This window comes from Vibrio hepatarius, assembly GCF_011806575.1.
In the GTDB taxonomy this organism is placed as follows: Bacteria; Pseudomonadota; Gammaproteobacteria; order Enterobacterales; family Vibrionaceae; genus Vibrio; species Vibrio hepatarius_A.
Map to the genome: position 1 here is coordinate 1 of NZ_JAATOO010000009.1, position 17,085 is coordinate 17,085.

Annotated in this window: 13 protein-coding genes; 9 read left to right on the top strand and 4 right to left on the bottom strand. The window is 46.4% G+C overall.

Features of this window, described 5'->3' with window-relative positions; all coding sequences use genetic code 11:
• Nucleotides 1–180: 180 nt before the first annotated feature.
• Complete coding sequence (locus HCZ42_RS08815) at nt 181–1,260, bottom strand: PQQ-dependent sugar dehydrogenase (RefSeq protein ID WP_167420347.1); 1,080 nt, start codon at nt 1,258–1,260, stop codon at nt 181–183.
• Nucleotides 1,261–1,480: 220 nt separating this feature from the next.
• Between HCZ42_RS08815 and HCZ42_RS08820 the strand changes: the two genes are divergently transcribed.
• The 5 genes from HCZ42_RS08820 to HCZ42_RS08840 all read left to right on the top strand — a co-directional run bounded on the left by HCZ42_RS08820 (nt 1,481) and on the right by HCZ42_RS08840 (nt 8,124).
• Complete coding sequence (locus HCZ42_RS08820; protein WP_167420348.1) at nt 1,481–2,269, top strand: TetR/AcrR family transcriptional regulator; 789 nt, start codon at nt 1,481–1,483, stop codon at nt 2,267–2,269.
• Between the two features lie 176 nt (nt 2,270–2,445).
• Nucleotides 2,446–4,824, top strand: a complete 2,379-nt coding sequence (locus HCZ42_RS08825; protein WP_167420349.1) for an efflux RND transporter permease subunit — start codon at nt 2,446–2,448, stop codon at nt 4,822–4,824.
• 25 nt (nt 4,825–4,849) lie between these two features.
• Nucleotides 4,850–5,623 (top strand): outer membrane lipoprotein-sorting protein, encoded by a 774-nt coding sequence (locus tag HCZ42_RS08830; protein ID WP_439848994.1) that lies wholly within the window; start codon nt 4,850–4,852, stop codon nt 5,621–5,623.
• A 20-nt stretch (nt 5,624–5,643) separates the two neighbouring features.
• Nucleotides 5,644–6,813 carry a hypothetical protein gene (locus tag HCZ42_RS08835; RefSeq protein WP_439848995.1) on the top strand — a complete coding sequence of 390 codons (1,170 nt, stop codon included), beginning with the start codon at nt 5,644–5,646 and terminating at the stop codon, nt 6,811–6,813.
• A 201-nt stretch (nt 6,814–7,014) separates the two neighbouring features.
• A complete protein-coding gene (locus HCZ42_RS08840; RefSeq protein ID WP_167420352.1) occupies nt 7,015–8,124 on the top strand; it encodes a sensor domain-containing diguanylate cyclase in 1,110 nt (369 codons plus the stop codon).
• Here HCZ42_RS08840 and HCZ42_RS08845 read toward each other — a convergent pair.
• Nucleotides 8,111–8,593 (bottom strand): GNAT family N-acetyltransferase, encoded by a 483-nt coding sequence (locus HCZ42_RS08845; protein ID WP_167420353.1) that lies wholly within the window; start codon nt 8,591–8,593, stop codon nt 8,111–8,113. The genes HCZ42_RS08840 and HCZ42_RS08845 overlap by 14 nt on opposite strands.
• Nucleotides 8,594–8,857: 264 nt before the next feature.
• On the opposite strand from HCZ42_RS08845, the gene pheS reads away from it, so the two are divergent.
• Nucleotides 8,858–9,841, top strand: coding sequence for a phenylalanine--tRNA ligase subunit alpha (pheS, locus tag HCZ42_RS08850; protein ID WP_167420354.1), 984 nt, complete (start codon nt 8,858–8,860; stop codon nt 9,839–9,841).
• An 18-nt stretch (nt 9,842–9,859) separates the two neighbouring features.
• On the top strand, nt 9,860–12,247 hold the full coding sequence (pheT, locus tag HCZ42_RS08855; protein WP_167420355.1) for a phenylalanine--tRNA ligase subunit beta: 2,388 nt from the start codon (nt 9,860–9,862) through the stop codon (nt 12,245–12,247).
• Nucleotides 12,248–12,341: 94 nt separating this feature from the next.
• Here the strand turns inward: pheT and HCZ42_RS08860 are convergent, their stop codons facing one another.
• Nucleotides 12,342–14,078 carry a methyl-accepting chemotaxis protein gene (locus tag HCZ42_RS08860; protein WP_167420356.1) on the bottom strand — a complete coding sequence of 579 codons (1,737 nt, stop codon included), beginning with the start codon at nt 14,076–14,078 and terminating at the stop codon, nt 12,342–12,344.
• Between the two features lie 351 nt (nt 14,079–14,429).
• The gene (gene kduI / locus HCZ42_RS08865; RefSeq protein WP_167420357.1) at nt 14,430–15,266 is read right to left on the bottom strand and encodes a 5-dehydro-4-deoxy-D-glucuronate isomerase; all 837 of its coding nucleotides are present in this window, start codon (nt 15,264–15,266) and stop codon (nt 14,430–14,432) included.
• 195 nt (nt 15,267–15,461) lie between these two features.
• On the opposite strand from kduI, the gene HCZ42_RS08870 reads away from it, so the two are divergent.
• Together HCZ42_RS08870 and HCZ42_RS08875 are read left to right on the top strand one after the other, a co-directional pair.
• Nucleotides 15,462–16,433 carry a sugar kinase gene (locus HCZ42_RS08870; protein WP_368484180.1) on the top strand — a complete coding sequence of 324 codons (972 nt, stop codon included), beginning with the start codon at nt 15,462–15,464 and terminating at the stop codon, nt 16,431–16,433.
• A 15-nt stretch (nt 16,434–16,448) separates the two neighbouring features.
• A complete protein-coding gene (locus HCZ42_RS08875) occupies nt 16,449–17,084 on the top strand; it encodes a bifunctional 4-hydroxy-2-oxoglutarate aldolase/2-dehydro-3-deoxy-phosphogluconate aldolase (RefSeq protein WP_167420358.1) in 636 nt (211 codons plus the stop codon).
• The last annotated feature ends 1 nt before the right edge of the window (nt 17,085 follow it).

The window sequence follows — 17,085 nt, forward strand, 5'->3', positions numbered from 1 at the left end:
CGACACTAGCTCAGTTGGTAGAGCGCAACCTTGCCAAGGTTGAGGTCACGAGTTCGAACCTCGTGTGTCGCTCCAAATAAGAAATCCCAGCAGAAATGCTGGGATTTTTTTGTATCTGCCGTACATCAATCATCACAATGATCTGAGCGTCCCGTTTATCGATAGGTACGTTCGGTGATCTTACTGCCCAACCAAACGATAGATCTTACCGCTGTCGGTGCTAAAGACAATCTCTCCGTTGGGTAGCACCTCGATATCTCTTATTCGCTTTCCAAGTGACTCAAGAATACGCTCTTCTTTCACTACATTGTTGTACTGATCTAAGCTGACTACGTTGATGTGAGTGAGCTTTAGCGCACCAGCGAGCAATTTCCCGTCTAGGGAAGGGTAGCGCTCCCCACGATACAGCACCAATGAACCAGGCGCGATTGAGGGAATATAAACTTTGCGTGGCGAGACGATGCCTTCTTTTTCTTGCGCTTCACCGACCGAAATCGGACCCCAATACTCTTTGCCGTGTGATGTCACGGGCCAACCATAATTGGCGCCCTTGGTGATCAAATTGATTTCATCGCCGCCGCGCGGGCCGTGCTCGATTGACCAAAGTGAATTGGACTGTGGATCGAAATGCAGACCTTGAGGATTGCGATGTCCGTAGCTCCAAATTTGCGGTTCGATCTTCGCGTTACCAACAAAAGGGTTGTCATCCGGTACGGAGCCATCAGGATTGAGTCGCAATATAGAGCCTGCATGTGTCGCTCTGTCCTGACCATTCTCTCTTTCTCCCCGATCTCCCACCGAGAAGTACACGAATTTTTCATCAAAGGCGATACGACTACCAAAGTGACGCCCCGTATCAGAACCCGAATAAGTAACTAATAAGTCTTGCCAGTCGTTCAGCGTTTTACCGTCATAAGTTGCCACAGCCAGCGTGGTTTCAATAGCATCATCAACTCGTTGGGAGTAAGTGAAATAGAATTGATCGTGTGCAAAAGGCGAGTGAGCGACATCTAGTAAACCTCCTTGCCCATAGGCCGCTACACGTTCTACTTGTAGCAGTGGCTTGACGGCCTTTGTTTTGAGGTTTAACACGCTGATTCGTCCGTTTCGCTCAGTAAGCATGATGTTGTCAGCGTCAACTGCGCTCAATCCCCAAGGTACATTCAATCCTGATGCCACTTCTTCTGCCGCCCAGTTCGCTGCCAAACTTTGCATTGGTAGTAATAGCCCAGCACACAGCACTCGATGTTTAAATGACATTGCTTATCCCTAGCTGAAATTACCCTTATAAATATCTTAGCATTGAGAACGATAAGCTAGGTTAATAAATTATTTTCATAAACCTCTTGTAATGAACGATAAATGAACTATTATGACGAAGTGTCAAAAATGACGAGTCGTCATAAAGTGAATTTATAACGCCTCTGAATATTCGTGTTACAATCGGTACGTGTAAGGAGCTTCAAGAGACGGATTAATCATGTTTGGCTTTAGCTGTAGTAAAAATGACAAGAAAGATAGTGGCGGCTGTGGCGTGGGTTTAACCAAAAAGCAGCAAGCGATAGCGGATCGGGAAGTTGAACTGACGCTATTGGCGAAGTCTATCGTAAGAGAGCAAGGGTGGAGCAACTTAACAATGGATAAGTTGACCGCTGCGAGTGCCTATTCGAAAGGGACTATCTATAATCATTTTTCGAGCAAAGAGGACGCTATCCTCGCGTTGTGCATTCACTCATTAAAAAGAGAAAGTGTACTGTTTGCCAGAGCGGCGGCATTTGAAGGTTCGACACGAGAGCGAATCATCGCTATGCACGTTAGCTTTAGCGTCTATGCGCGGATGGAACCAGTGTTGTCGACCTGCCCAATTATGGCTAAGAGCCCTTGGGTACTAGAAAAGGCATCACCTGAACGTGTGAATGAACTGAATAAACTCGAAGAGCAGGTCATAGACCATGCGGATTTGTTGGTTACCGATGCGGTGAAAGAAGGGGATTTGAAATTCTCACCCGGTATCAGCTCTGACGCGATAGTGTTTGCGAACTGGTCTATTGCCTTTGGTTCGAATGCGCTCGCGCAAAATGCGTCAAATAGCCGTTGTATTAACCGTATACAAGACCCTTATTCATTACTGAATAATGCGAATATGTTGCTTGATGGTCTGAACTGGAAACCGCTCTCATCTGAGTGGGATTACCGTAAGACTTGGCGCCGTGTAGAACAAGAGCTATTCCACGAAGAAATGGAGTATCTCGAGTCGGTCGGCAGATAGCATCGCAGTTTAAAAAGCCCAAGGTGGGCTTTTTAAATCTCCTTTGGTGACGAATCGTCAATTTTTGATAAAAGCAAGCCGTGCGGACATCTGTGTCCGAAATTTTGCTTGATGACCAGCATTTGCTGGTTTTTATATCACTAACTTTGACGAAACGTCACTAAATGGAGAATGTGATGACGACGAGTAACTCAACCCCAGACGCGGCATCCAATTGGCTAACGTTGCCGACGCGATTTAGTTGGTGGGTGTTATTGGCAACGATGCTCATGCTTACCGTGGCTTCGATAGGCGCAAAAAACCTCTACTTCAGAGGTGACTACAGTATCTTTTTTGAAGATGACAATGTTCAGTTGCGTGCCTTTGACGAGATACAAACGACGTTTGCTAAGTCAGACAACCTCGCGATCGTAATCGCACCAGAAAGTGGTACGGTCTTCGAACCTGAAACGCTTACGTTGCTGCAGCAAATTACCCAAGACGCGTGGCAAATTCCTTTTTCTAACCGCGTTGATTCGTTGGCGAACTACCAGCACACCGAAGCGTATCAAGATGACCTGATCGTTGAGGACTTGTTGCTGGAAGATTACCCACTCACGTCAGAGCGGATTGCGAAAATTAAGCAAATTGCTCTATCAGAGCCAGTGGTCAAAGACTCGTTGGTGTCACGTGACGGTCATGTCGCGGTGATCAACATTACGTTGCAATTGCCACAATTGGATGAGACAGCGGAAATACTGGAGATCAACCACAGCTCAGACCAGCTGATTGCTAAGTATCAGCAACTCTATCCAAATGTAGAGTTTCATAAAGCAGGTATTGTTGCGCTCAACTACGCGTTTATGGACTCAGCGCAGGAGGACAGTATAACGCTGATCCCGACCATGTTGCTGGTGATATTAGTCTTCCTCACCGCTATGTTGCGTTCACTGTTGAGTGTCGTAGCGACGCTTGCGGTGATTATTATGTCGGTGCTCGCGACGTTTGGTATCTCAGGCTGGGTCGGTATATTTCTTAGTACCTCAACGGTCAACATTCCCACGTTAGTGATGACGCTCGCTGTAGCCGACTGTGTCCACGTGATCTCGACCATGCGTCAGTACATGAAAAAAGGGCATAGCAAGCAATATGCGATCGATCAGAGTATCGCCATCAACTTTGTCCCGATCATGATCACTTCGGTCACTACCGCGGTCGGCTTCTTAATGATGAATATGTCTGATTCTCCAATCTTGCGTGACTTCGGAAATTTGGCCGCACTCGGCGTTATGATCGCCTGCTTCCTTTCAGTATCTATGCTGCCTGCGATGCTCAAGTTGTTACCGATTCGCGTCGAGCCTCAACCAGAAGGGGAGCAAGCACCGTCTGATGTGATGGATAAACTGGGCGATTTGGTCGTTAAGTATCGTCAATGGCTACTACCCAGTTCGGTATTAGTCATCGCTGCAACCGCTGCTTTGATCCCGTTGAATAGAGTGAATGACGAATCGGTGAAGTACTTTGCTACCAGTAGTGAGTTCCGCCAAGCTGCAGACTTCATGGAAGCAAATATTAGCGGTATGACGAACATTAGCATTGCGGTGAAAACCAATGAGTCACAAGGTATCGCTGATCCTGAGTTTCTGAAAACCATCAGTGATTTTACCGATTGGCTGCGTAATCAACCGGAAACAGACCATGTGGCGTCCTTGTCCGATGTCTACAAACGTCTTAACAAGAACATGCATGCCGACGATGAAAGCTATTACCGTCTGCCAATGGAGCGTGAACTCGCTGCGCAATATTTGCTGCTGTATGAAATGTCTCTGCCATATGGCTTGGATTTGAATAATCAGGTCAACGTTGACAAATCGTCGATCAAGATGGTCTTGACCACCGACAACCTCGGCAGTGTTGAGCTGGTGGATTTGGAAAACAGAATCTACAACTGGTTTGCGTCAACGGCATCGCAATATGAGGTGGTTGCTTCGAGTCCATCACTGATGTTTGCCCACATTGGTGAAACCAATATGGCGAGTATGCTCTCAACCTTGCCAATCACATTGATCCTAATCTCCGCTTTGATGGTATTTGCATTGCGTTCATTCCGATTGGGCATGATCAGCATCGTACCCAACATTGCGCCTGCGGTTATCGGCTTTGGTGTTTGGGCGCTGTTTTCAGGTGAAATCAACCTTGGCTTATCGGTGGTGGTGACTTTGACCTTGGGTATCGTTGTCGATGACGCAGTGCACTTCCTGTCGAAATATCAGCGTGCACGAAAAATGGGTCAATCAGCGGAAGAAGCAGTTCGCTATGCCTTCCACACCGTAGGTCGCGCTCTATGGATCACCACGGTGGTACTGGTGTCTGGCTTCCTAGTCTTAGCCATGTCGAGCTTCAGACTGAATGCGGATATGGGACAGCTCAGCGCAATGGTGATCTTCTTGGCGTTGGTGGTCGACTTTGTCTTCTTGCCAGCTCTACTGATGCGATTTGATACCGCGAGTTATACCGAGTCCGAAAACAGTGAACTTACGCCTGCTCGCACCGCTACTCCACAGATTCAAAACTAAGGGATGAATGATGAAAACACTATCAATGATTAAAGCAATTTCGGTTTCTGCGCTGGTTCTCTGCTCGGCGCAAACATTGGCTACGCCGGAACGCGGCTTAGAGATCGCCACGGAGCGTAAAACTCATGATGAAGGTTGGGGAGACTCAATGGCGACGATGCAAATGATCCTCAAAAACGCGCAAGGCGAGAGCAGTACGCGCGAAATGCGTTTGAACTCCCTTGAAGTGGATGGCGATGGTGATAAAGGCCTGACGATCTTTTACGAGCCAAGAGATGTTAAAGGGACGGCTTTCCTCAACCATTCGCACGTCACAGAAGCAGATGATCAATGGCTCTATTTACCAGCACTAAAACGCGTGAAACGTATTTCTTCACGCAATAAATCGGGTCCATTTATGGGCAGTGAATTTGCCTATGAAGATTTAAGTTCATTTGAGCTGGAAAAGTACCGTTTCAACTATATCGGTGATGAGGAGTTGGACGGCTATGCGACCTACTTGGTTGAACAAGTCCCGACAGATAAATACTCGGGTTACACCAAGCAGTTAGTATGGCTTGATCAGCAGCATTATCGACCGCTGAAAATTGAATTTTACGACCGTAAAGCCGCACTGTTGAAAACGCTGACTTTCACTGATTACAAACAGTATTTAGATAAATACTGGCGAGCGCATACGATGAGTATGGTCAATCACCAGTCAGGGAAAAGCACGCTTCTGACCACCAGTGAACTCAGCTTCCAAACGGGTCTGGATGACAAAGACTTCCAGAAAAATATCCTCAAGCGCGTGAAATAAGGAGCCCCATGAAACAAGCAATGAGTGTGACCACTAGACTAACCGGCAGCGCTGTACTGACTTTGGTGGCGCTGCAATGTCACGGTGTTGAGCTGTCTGGACAGTTGAACTTAGAACACCGACAGTTTTTCTCCGATGGGTTACAAGGTCAGGATAAAGGACAAAGCTCGCTGGTTCTTCAACCTGAACTATTTTGGGAAGTCGGCGAGCAATCGCAGTTTACTTTCACGCCGTTCTATCGTCTCGATAGCCTAGATGATGAACGTAGTCATGGTGATATTCGCGAAGCGTTGTACTTAACCTACTGGGATGACTATGAATTGCGAGCTGGGATTGGCAAAGTGTTTTGGGGCGTCACCGAATCGGCGCATTTGGTCGATGTGGTTAACCAAACCGATGCGATTGAAGCGGTTGATGGTGAAGATAAGCTGGGTCAGCCGATGCTTCACCTCACTTCAATAAAAGAGTGGGGCACGCTAGATGCGATGGTGTTGCCGTATTTTCGTGAACGTACGTTTGCTGGGAGTGAAGGCCGATTGAGACCAACAATGGCAGTCTCTGAGGATGCGCTCTACGAGTCATCGCGAGAGCAGAATCATTTGGATTTTGCAGCGCGCTATTCCAAGATGCTCGGTGATTGGGATGTTGGTGTCAGTTACTTCCAAGGGACTGGCCGCGATCCTTATTATCGTTTTGACTCTGGTGAACTCAAGCCGTACTACGCTCAAGCTAAACAGCTTGGGTTGGATGTTCAAGGGATTGTCGGAGACTGGCTGTGGAAGCTGGAAAGTATTTATCGTAATAGCCTACACCATCATACTGGTGTGGTGACTGGGTTTGAGTACACGATTGTCGGAGCATTGGGTAGCGTGTGGGATGTTGGGTTGATCGCCGAATATCTTTACGACAGTCGCGGTAATAACGCGCAGACGATTGGTCAAAATGATCTGTTCCTTGGTACACGTTTAGCACTCAATGATGCAGACAGTACCGAGATCTTGTTCGGAGTTACGCAAGACTTGGATCATAGTGATGTTTACAACGCGAAGCTCGAAGCGTCTAGCCGCTTAACCAATCATCTGAGCTGGCGAATCGACGGCTGGTTGTTTGAAAATGACACGCCGGATGACTTGCTCTACTTTGGCCGTAAAGACGACTTCATTGAAGTTTCGTTGGAATACTATTTCTAGTGGTTTTACTCCAATTCGACGACGAAATGTGCAGTTAATATCTATATCAATAATCGGAGCTGATCTAGCTCCGCTTTTTGTCTCTCCAGCCTTAGCATCAATCACAAGCTATGTAAAAATCCACTCGCGTAATAAGGATAAAAAGCGTCACACTTTGTTTGATGACGTACTCTTGGTGTGGACTATAAAGGCTGAAACGGAATGAATTCATTTCAATGGGACAATTGCTACGAAACGGGGCTTAGGGACGTTGATGATCAGCACCAATATTTGGTTGAAATTATCAACCGTTATGGTGAGCTCATCGCGGATAACAATATCTCTTTGCAAGATATTCGTATTGCGCTGTTTGAGCTATCGCGCTACTCAGAGTTCCATTTCAAAGAAGAAGAGCAGTTGATGCGCGACGCTGGGATCTATCATCAACATCTCGAAGAGCACATCAACATTCACCGTGCATTTATGTCTGACATTGTCAGTATGCAGGCGTTCATCAGCGAAGAAAATAAACAAGCATCAGAGCAACTTCTTAACTTTCTCATCCACTGGCTTGCCTACCATATCTTGGGTATTGACCAAAATATGTCTCGCCAAGTTAAACAGATTGAAGCGGGTGTGCACCCGAAACTTGCTTATGAACAGGAAGAGAAAAAACAAGACAGCTCAACCAAGCCACTGCTTAAAGCGCTGAAAGGTCTGTTTGAACAAGTATCTGACCGCAACAAAGCGCTGCTGGAACTGAACCAAAACCTCGAAGATAAAGTGACAGAGCGTACCCGCCAACTTTCAAACGCGAACAAAAAGCTTGAAGAGTTATCGCTTACAGATTCTTTAACCCAATTGCCTAACCGTCGCTGCGCAATACGCAAACTGAAAGCCTATTGGAATGAAGCAGAGCAAAACGCTGAGCCGTTAGTGTGCATCATGATTGATGCAGATAACTTTAAACAAGTGAACGACAGCGCAGGGCACGACGCGGGTGACCGACTATTGGTCGAGCTTTCGCAAACCTTAAGCGACAGCTTCCGTAGTGATGACTTGGTGTGTCGCCTTGGTGGTGATGAGTTTTTTGTCATCTGTCCAAATACAGATTTGCAAGGAGGCGTGCATATCGCAGAAATCACCCGCCAAACCGTTTCTGAAATGCTGATTCAGACTGGGGTCGGTGTGTGGCACGGTAGCATTAGTGTCGGTGTTGCAGAAAAGAGTTCTGACATGGCGGATTATAATGATTTGATCAAGCAAGCAGACAATGCGGTGTACGCGGCTAAATCTCAAGGACGTAACCGCGTTGCCACTATAGAGATTTAAGCATCCACACGTCACAGCCATTATGCTCGGTGCCATCCATCGGTTTGTCTAAATGTTCAAAGCCGAGATGTTCATAGAGCTTAATGGCTGATGTCATGTTCGTCAGAGTATCTAGATAGCATTGCTCAAAGCCTTGCTGTTTTGCGAATGCCAAACAGTGTTCAGTCAACTTTTTGCCTAACCCTAAGCCGCGACTTTCCGGAAGCAGAAAGAGCTTTTTAAGCTCACAAAGCTGCTCGGATTGATTGAACGGTGCAATCCCACAACCCCCCATTACTTTGCCATCAACGCTTGCGACCAAATAACAACTTTTTTCACTCAATGTGTAGTGTTTACTCATCGCCTGAACTTCGGCATCAGAGGGGCCAAACCCTTCACCAATCGCGCCAAACTCTGCACCGACAGATTGGATGATCTTGCAAATTGCATCATCTTGAGACGGGGTAATAGGGGTGATTTTGATTTCCATTGATTGCACCTTGATTGCTGAGTCCGTGCTATTTACGTTGGTGTTAAATCCTCTTTTATCAAGCGTTGGGACGAAATTTTATCCAAAGGCGTTAAATAAAAGCATTTCAGTTTGGATTTGCACTTGTCATTCGTTACTATGTACAGCTATTTATAGACCAAAAATCCCTGTCGGGTATTAGTAGCTTTGCTAAGCGATACCCAGAATGGACACTACCACTTATGCCTATTACTTTGCAGGTGGGCATAGGTAGATGAGGAAACGATGCAACATCTAGAAGAGATCATTGCTAACGCGAGTGCAGCAATTGAAGCTGCAGATTCGCTAGTCGCACTTGATGAAGTGCGTGTTCAGTATCTAGGTAAAAAAGGTGAGCTAACGGCTCAACTTCAAAGCCTAGGTAAACTACCACCAGAAGAGCGCCGTGAAGCTGGTCAAGAGATCAACAAAGCGAAAGGCGTTGTTCAGCAAGCTATCGCTGCTCGTAAAGACGCACTGCAACGTGCAGAGCTAGAAGCGAAGCTAGCCGCAGAAACTATCGACGTTACTCTACCGGGTCGTCGTATCGAGAACGGTGGTCTACACCCTGTGACTCGTACAGTTGAGCGTATTGAACAGTTCTTTGGTGAGTTAGGCTTTAATACTGAGTCTGGTCCTGAAATTGAAGACGCATTCCACAACTTTGATGCGCTGAACATTGCAGAAGATCACCCAGCTCGTACTGACCACGACACCTTCTTCTTTAACCCAGATTTGATGTTGCGTACTCACACGTCTGGCGTACAGATCCGTACGATGGAAAACGGCAAACCACCGTTCCGCTTCATCGCTCCGGGCCGCGTATACCGTAACGACTACGACCAAACGCACACACCAATGTTCCACCAAGTGGAAGGTATGCTGGTTGATGAGAACGTTAACTTTGCACAGCTAAAAGGCATTCTGCACGACTTCCTATGTAACTTCTTTGAAGAAGAAGTTGAGGTTCGTTTCCGTCCTTCATACTTCCCGTTCACAGAGCCTTCAGCAGAAGTAGATGTGAAAGGTAAAAACGGCAAGTGGCTTGAAGTTCTAGGCTGTGGCATGGTTCACCCGAACGTTCTTCGCGCAGTTGGCATCGACCCTGAGAAGTACTCTGGTTTCGCATTTGGTATGGGTGTTGAGCGTCTGACTATGCTTCGTTATGGCGTAAACGACCTACGTGCGTTCTTCGAGAACGATCTTCGTTTCCTAAAACAGTTCAAGTAATCCAGGGGATTTATCACTATGAAATTCAGCGAATCATGGCTTCGTGAGTGGGTAAACCCTGCGGTATCGACTGACGAGCTTACTCACCAAATTACAATGGCGGGTCTAGAGGTAGACGACGTTCTACCTGTAGCCGGTTCATTCACTGGCGTTAAAGTTGGTCACGTTGTTGAATGTGGTCAGCACCCTGACGCAGACAAACTACGTGTAACTAAAGTCGACGTAGGTGAAGAAGAATTGCTAGACATCGTATGTGGCGCGCCAAACTGTCGCCAAGGCCTTAAAGTTGCAGTTGCAACAGTCGGTGCGGTTCTTCCGGGCGATTTCAAAATCAAGAAAGCAAAACTACGTGGCCAACCTTCTCACGGCATGCTTTGTTCATTCACTGAACTTGGTATCGACGTAGAGTCTGACGGCATCATGGAATTGGCGGAAGACGCAGTTATCGGTACCGATTTCCGCAAATTCCTAGGCCTGAATGATGTAACCGTAGACGTAGACTTAACGGCAAACCGCGCTGACTGTTTCAGCATTCGTGGTCTTGCTCGTGAAGTGGGCGTACTAAACCGCGCAGACGTTACTGAGCCGGCGGTTAACCCAGTTGCGCCAGCGATCGATGACACTGTGTCTATCGAAGTAAAAGCGTCAGCGGCGTGTCCTCGTTACCTTGGCCGTATTGTTAAAAACGTAAACGTTCAAGCTGAAACTCCACTATGGATGCAAGAAAAACTGCGCCGTTGTGGCATTCGCTCAATCGACCCAGTGGTTGATATCACAAACTACGTTCTGCTAGAACAAGGCCAACCAATGCACGCATTTGATCTGGCTAAGATCGAAGGTGGCATCGTGGTACGTATGGCAGAGCAAGGCGAAAAACTGACTCTTCTAGACGGCACAGAAGCTGAGCTAAACGCAGACACACTAGTGGTTGCAGATCACGGCAAAGCGCTTGCGATCGCCGGTATCTTCGGTGGTGAAGAATCAGGCGTAACGTCTGAAACAAAAGATGTGCTACTTGAGTGTGCATTCTTTGCACCTGACCACATCCGTGGCCGCGCTCGTAGCTACGGTCTGCACACTGATTCTTCAATGCGTTTTGAGCGTGGTGTCGACTTTGCACTACAAACAAGCGCAATGGAGCGTGCTACTGAACTTCTCGTTGAAATCTGTGGCGGTGAAGTTGCACCTGTTGTCGCGGTAGAATCTGAATCGGATCTACCAACAGCGAATACAGTGGCACTGCGCCGCACTAAATTAGATAACCTACTCGGTCACCACATCCCTGATGCAGACGTAGTAGAGATTCTAGAGCGTCTTGGCCTAACTGTTGAAGCAACAGAATCAGGTTGGATCGCGACAGCACCAACATGGCGCTTTGACATCGCGATTGAGCAAGACTTGATCGAAGAAGTGGGCCGTATCTACGGTTACGACAACATTCCTAACCAGCACCCAGTTGCTGCGCTTAAGATGCACAACCACGTAGAAGCGGATCTTCCTCTTAAACGTGTACGCAATCTACTGGTTGACCGTGGTTACCAAGAAGCGATCACTTACAGCTTTGTTGAACCAGAGCAGCAAAAACTGATCGTTCCAGATGTAGAGCCTTTGATTCTGCCTTTCCCAATCTCTGCGGACATGTCAGCGATGCGCCTAGGTCTTATCCAAGGTCTGTTAAATACTGTGGTTCACAACCAAAAACGTCAGCAGCCACGCGTTCGTCTATTCGAATACGGTCTACGTTTCATTCCTTGTGAATCGGCAGAAAACGGCATGCGCCAAGAGCCAATGCTAGCAGGTGTGATTGCAGGCACTCGCGGTGAAGAGCACTGGGATATTGAGACCAACACCGTTGATTTCTTTGATCTGAAAGGCGATTTAGAAGCAGTCCTTGAGCTTTCTGCAAACGAAAAAGCATACTCGTTTGCGGCTGCTAAGCATCCAGCACTTCACCCAGGTCAATCGGCAGCAATCATCGTGGATGGTAAAGAAGTCGGTGTGATCGGTACGGTTCACCCAGAGTTAGAACGCAAGTTTGGTCTGAATGGTCGCACTATCGTATTCGAAATTGAATGGTCTGCGATCAACACAAAAGTGATCCCAGAAGCGGTTCAGCTGTCTAAGTTCCCATCAAACCGTCGTGATATCGCAGTTGTTGTTGACGAAGCCGTTGCTTCTGGTGACATCGTTGCTGCATGTCTTGAGCAAGGCGGTGAGTTCTTGAAAGACGCGAAACTGTTCGACGTTTACGTAGGTAAAGGTGTTGAGGAAGGCAAGAAGAGCCTTGCGATCGCACTGACACTACAATCTGTTGAGCGTACGCTTGAAGATGCGGACATCGCTGGTGCGGTAGAAGCAATCGTAGCGCACGTATCTGAGAAGTTCGGTGCAACATTGCGTGACTAAATCGTAAATAAGCGATATGAAAAAACCTGCTAATTATTAGCAGGTTTTTTTTGTGCCAAGTACTTCCAGGGAAGGAGCTGCAAGTTTGGCGTAGCTATCGTTTTATATGCATAACTACTTGGTTCAGCTCATTAACGTTGTTCTGCAAGTCAAGTACGATTGGCTCAACTTGGTTAATGGCTTCACTCATATCGGAAGACAGATTCTTGATGTTAGCCAAGTTGCCCGATATCTCATCACTGACGGTTAGTTGTTCTTCGGTCGCTGCGGCGATCGATGTGTTTAGATTATGAATCTCTGACGCAGAGTCCCTGATTGTCGTCAGAGCGTCATTGGCAATACCCATATTGCTTCTGGTCAACTGCATTTGCTCGGCACTATTGTGGATCGTTTGTGTCGATTGTTTAGCCTTGTCTTGCAGAGATACGATAATGGTTTCAATTTCGCCTGTTGAATCCTGAGTTCTTTGGGCTAACGAGCGAACTTCATCTGCTACAACTGCAAAACCTCGTCCTTGTTCACCCGCTCGAGCGGCTTCTATTGCGGCATTAAGAGCAAGCAAGTTGGTCTGTTCAGCAATACCTTTGATGACATCAAGGACATTACCGACGTTATTGGATTCTTCAGCTAAATGTTCAATGATCTCTGAGGTAATCGTAAACTCTGATTCCAAGCGGCTAAAGTCAGACGTTGTCGTTTCAAACACTTCTTTACTGGTCATCGCTTCTTTTTCAGCGCTTCCCGCATACTCTTCGGCTAGGTTGGTATTCTCTGAAACATTAGAAAGGGCAGTGGTCATTTCCTCCATCGCGGTGGCGGCTAGCTCCATCTCTTGGCTCTGTTGACCTGCCAAATCAATATTCTGTCGGGTAATGTCTTGCATTGTTTCTGAAATATTAGAAATGGTTCGGTTCACTTGGTCAATTTTGTTCACTGTATTTGCGTAACTTGCCAATACTTTATTGATGGTTGTGCCAATGATTCCCAGCTCGTCTTTACGGGTGTCATCGGTCCTCAGCGTGAGGTCTGAATCATCGTCCACTTTTTGCAGAATGTTCGCCATAGTATCGATCGGCTTCACCACTTTGCGGTTGACCATTACGTAACCAAGAATCGCAATCGCGAACACGGCGATTAACGAGATATTACCAATTAACACCACTGTTTTAACTTGTTGAGCTTGAGCTTCAAACTGAGCAGACGTACGTGTTTCTAGCTCGTTGAAAAACTCATCAATAGGTGCCATGATTTTGGCTTTCTCTTGATGGTATTGTTTGGAATGAAGCAACTCCACTGCCATCTGATTGTCTGGCGTTCCACGTACCGTATAGTTACCGCTGGCGTCAGGGAAAAGCCCTTTGACGGCATTCATCGCTTTAACTTCCATGTTGACGAGTGCGTCGGAGTTATTTTGTGCTTCCTCGAGCAATTTGAATTCGGTCTCGGTAAACCCTAAGTTCTCCATCATGGTATGGAGCGAGATGCGCTCACCATCGGGTTTTGGTTTTTGACCGTAATTAAGTACTAGATCCCAATAGATGGTGTGATAGTTTTCTGGACGAGGGATGTCCCCATTGCGGATGGCCAAGATGTCCATGTACATCTTTTCGTAGTCTTCGTTCCCTGTAACTACGTATGTTCTTCCTAAGCGAGTTAAATCATCTGAGCTTTGGCGTAATTCGTCTGCAGCTTGATAGGATTGATAGCGAACCGCCGCCATATCATCCAGTTCTTGCAAAAGGCTGCTGAGCTGAAAGATGGTGACTACACTAATGATTATTCCCAAACCAATTACACCAAACACTACTTTCATCGTGTTGTTAATTGTCATAGCACTAAATCCCTATAAGTGCGGGTCAAACTAGACGAAACAGTTGGTAACGTGTTTCCCTTAAGCCGATAGTTTTCCAGCAAAATGTTAAATTCTAGAAAATGTATTAGAAGACTGCCGCTGTAATATTTATGTTTAGCAATCCTAGTAATAATACTAGTAAATGTTTAGTACTTTCGTTTAGAAAATTAAAGATGAAATGATGTGTAAGGAGGAGCAGTGTTTGAATTCGTGAAAAAGCGCCCATTTTGGGCGCTTGAATTGCAAACAATATCTTAATTAACCAGCTATATCCTACTTACTTCAAACAACTACATACGTAGGGCCAATGTTTAAAGTAAGCCAGCGGAGTTATCGTAGATCTTGAATGGCAATGTGGTCCATGTCAGTGAATACTTGGTTTTCACCCACCATACCCCAAATGAAAGTGTACGCTTGCGTACCTACACCTGAGTGGATTGACCAACTTGGTGAAATAACGGCTTGCTCATTACGAACAATAAGATGACGTGTTTGCTGAGGTTCGCCCATAAAGTGGAAAACCGCGCTGTCTTCTTGCATGCCAAAGTAGAAGTACACTTCCATACGACGATCATGAGTGTGACAAGGCATAGTGTTCCAAAGCGAGCCTTGCTCAAGCTTGGTTAGCCCCATAAGTAGCTGACACGTTGGTAGTACATCAGGAACGATGTACTTGTAAATCGTACGCTTGTTGCTTGTTTCGCTATCGCCAAGTGTCACAGGTGATGCTTCTTCAAGCGTAATGCGCTTATTTGGGTAATTCGTGTGTGCTGGTGCGCAGTTGTAGTAGAACTTAGCTGGCGCATCCGCATTGTTACTGCTGAAAGAAACTTCACGTGCGCCCATACCGATGTAAAGTGCTTCTTGAGCATTCACAGTGTATGTTTCGCCATCAACAGTGATAACACCGTCACCACCTACGTTGATTACACCAAGCTCACGACGCTGCAGGAAGTACTCTACGCCGATCTTCTTACCCAAATCTGCATCAAGTTCAACCTGAGTATTCACTGGCTTAACGCCACCAAATACGATTCGGTCAATATGGCTGTAAGTCATGGTCAACTGGTCTGCGACAAAGATATCTTCTACAAGAAACTCATTACGCAGTTCTTCAGTATCTAGCTGTTTTGCATGCTCACTGTGAATAGCTTGACGAATTTGCATTCTACTTCTCTCTTTATTTTTTGTCCGAATGATCGGGAACCATAAATTGTATGAACGAATCCTAGCACTTTGATGACCACTATTTCCAATTTGAAATGCTGTTTTACTATTTGGATCACACAATTGAAATTAGTAATTTAATTAAAATGAAAAGGCGTTTTAAAAACATTGAATGAAATGTTGGCGTTCAGTATAGTGACAGCAATTGATAAAGATTTGGTGTGGATCATGCACGACAAGAAAGTAGCGATCATCGGTGAATGTATGGTGGAGCTACGCAAAACAGAAGATGGCATTGAGAAGGCATTTGGCGGTGATACGTTGAACACTGCGCTGTACATATCTCGTTTAGCCAAGCAAAACCAGCGAGATTTTGAGGTCAGCTACTTTACCGCGCTAGGTGAAGACAAACTGAGTGACGGGATGGTGTCTGCGTGGCAAAGCGAAGGAATCGATGTCAGCCAGGTGAGCCGTTATGCCGACAAGTTGCCCGGTCTATATATGATCGAAAACCGCCCGTGTGGTGAACGTGATTTCTTCTACTGGCGCAACGATGCCGCGGTTAGGCAATGGCTAAGCCGTGAAGACCCAGAGCATCTGTTTCAAAGTCTAAAGCACTACGATGTGATTTATCTTAGCGGCATCACGCTTGCAATTCTAACTGCTACGCAAAGTAGCTTGCTTATCGACCTTCTTAAACGATTAAAAGACCAAGGTTGCCTAATCGCTTTTGATACCAACTATCGACCGAATTTATGGCTTACGAAAGCTCAAGCGCAACAAAGATTCACTCAGCTTTATCAGTTAAGTGATATCGCGTTGCTGACCTTTGAAGACGAACAATTGCTGTTCGGTGATGAGTCGACCCAAGCCACGCTTGAACGTTTACGTGAATTTAATATCTCGCAATTGGTGATTAAGTCTGGCGCGGATGGTTGCCTGGTCGTCACCGACGAAGCAGAACAGTGGGTGACAACGGAAAAAGTGCCACACGTGGTTGATACCACAGCAGCAGGAGATTCGTTTAACGCTGGGTATCTCTATCAATGGCTGGTGACTCGAGATTGCATCAAAGCAGCGCGTGCCGGACATACCTTAGCGGGCACCGTTATACAGCATAAAGGCGCGGTGATTGATTTCCAGCACATGCCTTTGATTTCTAATTAATTCTTGGAGAGGAAAATGAGTAATTTATCGCTTGAGCAACAGCTACGTAATGTCAAAGTTGTACCTGTTATTGCTATCAAAGATGCAGCACTGGCAGTGCCACTTGCAAAAACCTTAGTTGACAACGGTCTGCCGTGTGCAGAAGTGACGTTTCGTACTGAAGCGGGTCAAGAGTCAATTCGTCTGATGCGTGAAGCTTATCCAGACATGTTGATTGGTGCGGGTACCGTACTTACAACCCAACAAGTGGATCAAGCGATTGAAGCTGGTGTCGACTTTATTGTTAGCCCAGGTTTTAACCCAACAGTAGTTAAGTATGCGCAGCAACGCGGTGCAGTCATTGTCCCAGGCGTGAACAACCCAAGTTTGGTAGAGCAAGCGATGGAAATGGGTCTAAAAACACTGAAATTCTTCCCTGCAAGTGCATCAGGTGGCACTGCAATGCTAAAAGCGCTTAGCGCAGTATATCCTGTGAAATTTATGCCAACTGGCGGCGTCTCTGCAGCCAATATCGACTCTTACCTCGATATCCCTAGTGTTCTTGCCTGCGGTGGTACTTGGATGGTTCCGAGTGACCTAATTGACGCACAAGACTGGGCGACAATTGGCACGCTGGTGGAAGAAGTGGTTTCCGCTTTGGCTGAGCAATAGA